The organism is Paenibacillus koleovorans NBRC 103111, from assembly GCF_004000845.1.
GTDB lineage: Bacteria > Bacillota > Bacilli > Paenibacillales > NBRC-103111 > Paenibacillus_AA > Paenibacillus_AA koleovorans.
In genome coordinates this window covers 1-5327 of record NZ_BIMA01000205.1, presented here as the reverse complement: position 1 = coordinate 5327, position 5327 = coordinate 1, and the positions used below count along the sequence as shown (strand labels likewise).

The following is a 5327-nucleotide window of genomic DNA, read 5'->3' as shown; positions in this document are numbered from 1 at the left end:
GAATCAAGCTGAAGGTGACTTCGATTAAATTTAGAAAAAGTAACCCATCCCTGACAGTTGAACTGGGTGGGTTATTTTTCGTTTACATGCCTAACATTTGGTGGGAATCAATGCTATGTTCAAAAAAGAGAAGATGATTCGGATCGGAGCGTGAACACCATGTCGCTAAGCAATTATTTGCATCGTTTAACAACTTCGCATCACGGCTATGAATCCCTGCCTAATAGGGTTAAGCTCTTCGGCATCAGTTGACGACCGGGATGAGGAAAGATGAGATGGTGGCCGCTTTGGACGCCTACTTGAGTGAAGAGGCTACTGTTCTCCAGTTATGGGGTCGGCTGCAAGGGTACGATCAATCCGGAATCAGCTTCCAACATAAGCGGGGCCGTCATCGAATGGGCGCTCGAGGTCACGTCGATGACCGGGTTCGCCGGCCGGGCCGTCGACCAGCTGTCCGGCGGGCAGCGGGCATGGATCGCGATTGGCGCTGGCGCAGGAGACGGATGTGCTGCTGCTCGACGAGCCGACGGCGTTTCTCGATATGTCGCATCAATATGAAGTGCTCACGCTGCTCCGGAAGCTGAACCGGGACGAGGGCCGAACGATCGTCATGGTCGTTCACGATCTGAACCATGCAAGCCGGTTCGCCCATCAAATGATTGCGATCCGCGACGGACTTGTAGTCAAAAGCGGAACGCCCGCCGAAGTGATGGAGCCCGCGCTGCTGTAAGACGTATTCGGCATTCGCTCCGACGTTATCCCCGATCCGCGCAGCGGAGTTCCGATTTGCTTGCCCTACGTGCTGGAGGAAGGCGAACCAGCCCCCGTAGCCGAGCGCCAGCCGACTCCCGCGCGAGCACCGGTCGGAGCGGGAGCCGGGGGCCGCGTCTGAGAACAAAAGCAAGAATGTTGCCGGGACCGTTCACTTGAGCGGTCTTTTGTGCGCTTGGCAAGCTTCCTCTAACGAACAGGACTCCTCGCTCATCAACCGGGAGGAGGGGTTGAACGACCGCATTCGCCGCAACGGCTGGGTATTGTTCGGTATCTGCAGCGAAGGATCACGCCCCACTGCTGCAGATTCATCCGGATCTTCCATTCGTTCGGACATCCGGATTGCCCGAGGGTGCGGCTCGAAAGAAAGGGTAGGCAATGGATAAAATCGTTCCCTCGTTCATATTCAGTATTCATTCTTCCTCTGTTCGTTCGGTTCGTTTTATCCAATGAGCTCAACCCTCTGCGTTGTTCCGTCCCAAGTTAAGTGCAGCCCGAGATGATCGGCAATAAAGCGGAGCGGAAGCATAGTACGCCCATTAATAATGGTCGGAGCCACATCCAGTGTCAGCTCGTTGTCATTCACAATGGCTTTATTTTTGTCGATCCATAATTCGATCTTCATGCCTTTCAGATCAATGGCGATTCTTCGATCGAGGTCTTCCCATATCAACTGTCCACCTAATTCCTCAATGAGCGCTCGGATCGGCAATACGGTTCTGCCCAAGTAAATGACCGGTGCTGTGCCGTTCCCGGGGTCGATCTCCTTGCTGTTACCGTTTACTTGCATCGTAGGATTGTCGATCTGCAATACGATTTGTATCGTTTTAGGTGCTGGGGACGTTTCGTTGGAAGGCCCGGATTCTATATTGCTATAGACAGTCTTGACGATGTAGTAATATTGCAGATTGCTATTCACATTCGAGTCGGTATAATCGGTTGTTTGCAGCGGGAAATCAGTTAACGGCATAGCTCCGTAGCTCGAGTCGGTTGTCCGACGATACAGATAATACCCCATCAATCCTGCCGTATTGTTGACACCCGACCAGCTTAGCTTCACCTGGTTTCCGTCAAGGAATGCTTTCAACCCGCTTGGACGATCGGCTATGGTAATTGGAGTGGTTGCTTTATGTCCGCCGTATTCGGCAGTCAGCGCGGTTGAACCATAGGTTAGTCCGTACAAAACGTTTTCCTTCACTTCCGCCATATAAAAATCTTTCACGGTCCATTTGACAGCGTCAGCGTTTAGCAGTTTGCTTGTCTCATCCGAATAGAGGCCTGTTGCTTTCAAGGCTTGCGATTCATTGAGACCAAGCGCAATCGATTCCGGCTCGATTCGAATTCCTGTCAAGCGCACGGACAAGTCGGAAGCGTCGAGTACGATTAACCCATTGGAAGTATGGGGGTTGTATCGAGTGATAAAATACTTGCCATCAGGAGTCAAAAACGCCAACTTGGAGTCGATTTGCTGATCGGAATGTTTCACTTTCAATCCATAAGAATTTTTAAACTTGTCTTCGATAGGGTATACCCGGTTCCCGATGACGGCCAACGAGCTGTCCTTGCTGAAGGATATACTCCCGTAGTGATCGAGAACGGCGATTTGTTCGTAGGTCTTGTCTGCGTCATAAACGAGAGTGCCGCAATTTTCATAGGAGGAGACGATGAAGTATTTGCCGTCGGGCGAGTAGCTCATATCAGAAATCCCGCAATTGCCCGGAGGCAATGTACTTCCCAAAGACTTGATGATTTCTCCTGTACTTGTATTTCTGATTTGCAAATCTTTTAAATTACGATCTTTTGTATGAGAGCTGGTTACCGCGAATTCGTTTCGTGACGGATTCGTGCGTATGAGATTGATATACTCCGCTTTCGGGAACCCGTATACTTCTTTATGTGAGGCCAAGTCAATAACACTGATCCGATCCCATCTTAACCCGGTTATGAGGAATTTTCCGTCATGTGAAAACTGAATGGGACCTACAAAACCTGAAGTTGAAGTTTCAATGATATCTGACAAGCTGCCGGACTGACTGTCAACTAACATGACACGATTCATAGAATTCCCTGATATTGCAATAGCAAGTAGCTTTCCGTCCGGGCTAAACACGGCGTCTTCAACTGATCCATCCAGATCGTATCTCCCAAGTTCTTTGATTTCCTTGTTCCTGCCACTGTCGAGATGCCAAAGATAAGAACGCTCCCCGCCACCGCTAAAAAGCAATTTCCCGTCAGGACTCACCGCGAACTTTGACCAGCCGCCAATATCCATCGACAGCGTATTAAACAACGGAAGCTCGGTCTCTCCTTCTGCAGAAACGGATATAGAGAGCAGAGTGATCCATAATATGGAAATCAAGAACAACCATGAACACAACTTTTTGGACGTTTTCATAACGAACTCATCTCCCATATCCATTTGTAAGATTAAGGTGCATTAACCTTTTACATCTCCGGAATCCCATTTGCCTTTATATTTTACGCTGCCATCCTCGTTGTAGAGAGTTCCTTTCCCGTGAAACGTTCCGTTTTTAAATTGTCCTTCATATTTTATATCTCCGGTTGGATGGAACAACTTCCCTTTGCCATTTATGTTGTCTTTCTTGAACTCCCCTTCATAGATCACATATGTGTCCAGCGGAGGCAGCGTAGAGATATGGATTAGGCTACTAGAGTCATCACCTAACTCGTTCTCGAAATCTTGGATTAATTTCTCATTTGCTTTACTGTAGACATTCAGATAAGTGGGTTCATAATTTTCTGGTTTTTCGGTCACCGTCATATACTTGCCTTTTCCTTCGAACTTGCCATTGCTAAAGTAGCCTTCATATTCCGGGTAACTTACGCCCAACTGGTCTAACGAGAGTGGGACTGAACCTCGTGTGAATTTGGATTTATAATCGTCGTTATAGTAGGTCGACGCTTTTTGGTACTCGATTCCATAGCCGTTATAGATCCCCCCTTTAAAATTCCCTACATATAAAAGAGTGAACACTTTTCCATAGGATAGATCGGAATCGGAAATGGTGAGAAGAAGGCCTTTACCGTGAGGCTTGTTCTCCTTCATTTCACCGAAGTAGATGTAGAACGGACCGGAAAGGAACTGGTCAATTACATTCAATGTCCGTTTGAAGTAATCAGGCCGAAACAATCTCTCCTCGAGAACAAGATACACGGGTTCCTGCTGCAGCCATTTTCTGAGTTCTTCCTCCGCGAATTGTTTTTTCTCCGACTTAAATGGATCGTCACTCTTAATATAACTGGCTGCCGATTTTGCCATGTTGATGGCTTTGCTCCATAAGGGAACTTTCTCAGCTGTAATTTCTGTTGTTTGTCCTGCTGTGTTCACTGCAGCGTCTTTCTTTGACTGTTCCGACACCGGGGTTATTTCCGGCTTTTGCGTCTTTACTGCAGTTTGGGTTTCCGCGTTATTCAAGGGTTTTTCATTCGTTTTTTTCTCCGCCGCTGCTTCTGTGATTTCCTTGGATTTCGATTCAGCTTCTAGTTTTGCTGTTTCCATGTCTTCTTTCTTTGCGTTTTCTTCTGCGTTCAGCCTCGAGTCTGCTTTCTTATTAATGGTCAATGGAGCTTGGTTTTCTGATGGCAACTCTGGAATTGCAGCAACAGTAGCAACGAAGAGCACTAGTATGGAAAGCCCGTAATATAACAAGACCCTCTTTCTCGTTCTGGTTCCCCAATAAATAACTGCTCTTGGCTTCACTAACCCGATGATCAGGAAAATTAAACAAACAATAGTGAGTAAGAACCATAAGGCTGCCATCTAATCAACTCCTCAAACGTCCTGAGTAATTTGAACTACTCCTGCTAAGTATACTTTATTTGAAACTACTGGTAAATATTTAGAAACTATCAGTTCGTTAATTAAAGCCTTCAAATTAACTACTGTTAATGGTGGAGGGATGCAGATGGACTATCGTATACTAGGCGCTCGGTTACGCCAAGAACGACTCAAGCAAGACTTGACGCAGGAAAAAATAGCGGAGAAAATAGATGTCTCCCATGCATATATCGGGCAAATCGAGAGAGGAGAACGTTCTCTGACCTTGGATACGCTTGTTCGACTTGCCAATCAATTGGGAGTCACGGTGGATGATTTGCTTCAAGAATCTATTCAGAAAGGCAATGAGCATTATGTCAATAAAATTAGACAAGTGATTTTGAATCGCTCCGAGAAAGAACAACAAATGGCGCTGGAAGTGATCACTTTGATGTTCTCGCATCTGGACAAACTTTCCTCCGATTGATGAGGAGGAGAGTGTATAGTCGGGTGTGCCCGTATGGAGTGGATGTACCCCACATAAAACCCATCCGGTGTCGGAAATTTCACGGCTACCTTGCCGCCAGAAGCTTCTAACAAGAAAGGGTATCCCTCAAGCAATTGCCCATTGCTTGAGGGATACCCTTTCTTTGTTGTCAGTATTAAGATTTGAACGCATTGTGCAAGATCTGCAGCAGGCCTTCGCCGAAAGTTGAGCTCTGGCGGCTTCCAAGCGGGAGTCATGTCTAGCGGATTTTGCTGAATGATGTTGAATCGC

The 5327-nt window shown here is 47.1% G+C and carries 3 protein-coding genes and 1 pseudogene; 2 read left to right on the top strand and 2 right to left on the bottom strand.

The window, feature by feature from the left end:
* Positions 1–387: 387 nt before the first annotated feature.
* A pseudogene (locus PKO02S_RS33525) lies at positions 388–892 on the top strand (ABC transporter ATP-binding protein); the annotation flags it as partial.
* A gap of 321 nt (positions 893–1213) precedes the next feature.
* On the opposite strand, the gene PKO02S_RS31480 reads toward PKO02S_RS33525, so the two are convergent.
* Both PKO02S_RS31480 and PKO02S_RS31475 read right to left on the bottom strand, forming a co-directional pair.
* Positions 1214–3166 carry a stalk domain-containing protein gene (locus PKO02S_RS31480; protein ID WP_164821814.1) on the bottom strand — a complete coding sequence of 651 codons (1953 nt, stop codon included), beginning with the start codon at positions 3164–3166 and terminating at the stop codon, positions 1214–1216.
* A gap of 42 nt (positions 3167–3208) precedes the next feature.
* Positions 3209–4552, bottom strand: a complete 1344-nt coding sequence (locus PKO02S_RS31475; protein WP_127589165.1) for a hypothetical protein — start codon at positions 4550–4552, stop codon at positions 3209–3211.
* A 145-nt stretch (positions 4553–4697) separates the two neighbouring features.
* Between PKO02S_RS31475 and PKO02S_RS31470 the strand changes: the two genes are divergently transcribed.
* Positions 4698–5036, top strand: a complete 339-nt coding sequence (locus PKO02S_RS31470) for a helix-turn-helix domain-containing protein (RefSeq protein ID WP_127589163.1) — start codon at positions 4698–4700, stop codon at positions 5034–5036.
* Positions 5037–5327: the final 291 nt, after the last annotated feature.

Coding starts and splice junctions, on each gene's coding strand:
- PKO02S_RS31480 (WP_164821814.1), bottom strand. CDS start 3,166: ATGAAAACGTCCAAAAAGTTGTGTTCATGGTTGTTCTTGATTTCCATA.
- PKO02S_RS31475 (WP_127589165.1), bottom strand. CDS start 4,552: ATGGCAGCCTTATGGTTCTTACTCACTATTGTTTGTTTAATTTTCCTG.
- PKO02S_RS31470 (WP_127589163.1), top strand. CDS start 4,698: ATGGACTATCGTATACTAGGCGCTCGGTTACGCCAAGAACGACTCAAG.